Below are 1,192 nucleotides of genomic sequence, written 5' to 3' on the forward strand. Positions count from 1 at the left end.
AGCGATTCATGCAATGCGCCGAGCAGCGCGGTGGCGGCGAGTGCGGTATCCTGCGCCGGCAGGTGCCCGGCGCGCACCGCGGCGTCGATTCGCGCGGCAATCTCGCCGGCGATCTCGCGCCGGCTGGCCAGCCGGGAGGCGGTGACGTCGACATCGACCGGCTCGGCCAGGATGCCCCAGGCGAGCTTGCGCTGCGACAGCACATGCACCGCCACCGTGGTGACGGCCGCCGCCAGTGCCGAGGATGGCCCGGGTGCGGCATCCGCGGCGCGGCGGATCGCCGCCAGTTCGTCGCGCGATACGTCGGCGATCAGTTCGGAAATCAGATCGGCCTTGGAGGGGAAGTAGCGATAGACGGTGCCGGCCGCGACATTGGCGCGGATCGCCACCGGCGCGATCTGCACCGCGGCCATGCCGCCCTCGGCCGCGGCATCCCGCGCCGCCGCCAGGATGGCGCTGCGCCGCGCCGCCAGCCTCTTCACCACCTGATGGGTTCGCCGATAGACCATGGCGCGTTTCTCGTCCCGGCGTGGAGCAGGCCGGATCAGCCGGCTGGCACGCGCGCTGCAATTCTTTGAGCGGCGATTACCCGCCCTTTGAAGAACTGAACAACTATTCAGGGCTGATGACAAGGGGACAATTATTGAGTTCAGAATGTCGGCGGAGGCGCCGGCATCGATCGTCCGCAGCTCAGGTCAGGTCGCGGCCGATACCATCGACTGCGCCGGCTCTGGCTGTCGCCGCAGGCTGGCATAGCGCAGCACGAGACCCGCCACGATCAGCGTAGCGCCGAAGCCGAGCGGCACCCCGGTGAAGATGAAGACCGCGATCATGGCCAGCGCGCAGGCCAGCGCCGGAAGCTCCCAGGCGAGAAAGCCGTTCGAAAGCCCCATACGGACCAGGAAAGCGACCGGGATCGCCAGCACCATCATGTCGTACATGAAGAGATACGGCGTGGTCAGCAAGGCCCCGGTCGCGAGCGCGGCGGCCTTCACGGCGTAGCGCACCCGGCTCCGCCACATCAGCGCCAGCACCACCGCCACCGAGGCAGCAAAAATCCAGTGGAATATCCAGGCCAGCGCTTCGGTGCCGCCGAAGGTGCGCACCAGTGCGAACAGGCTCTGCATCTTCCACCACGGCGCCTTGCCTTCGGTGAGGAAGGCCTGCGAAAACATCGGCATCCAGTGGAAGA

The 1,192-nt window shown here is 67.8% G+C and carries 1 protein-coding gene and 1 pseudogene; both read right to left on the reverse strand.

Going from position 1 to position 1,192, the window contains the following annotated elements; translation table 11 throughout:
• Positions 1-509 (reverse strand): TetR/AcrR family transcriptional regulator (locus Q8N40_RS22715; RefSeq protein WP_305713396.1); only part of this gene is annotated, 509 nt, incomplete at its 3' end.
• 186 nt (positions 510-695) lie between these two features.
• Positions 696-1,192 (reverse strand): annotated as a pseudogene (locus Q8N40_RS22720) (DUF2029 domain-containing protein); the annotation flags it as partial.

The organism is Bradyrhizobium sp. (genome assembly GCF_030693485.1).
GTDB lineage: Bacteria > Pseudomonadota > Alphaproteobacteria > Rhizobiales > Xanthobacteraceae > Bradyrhizobium.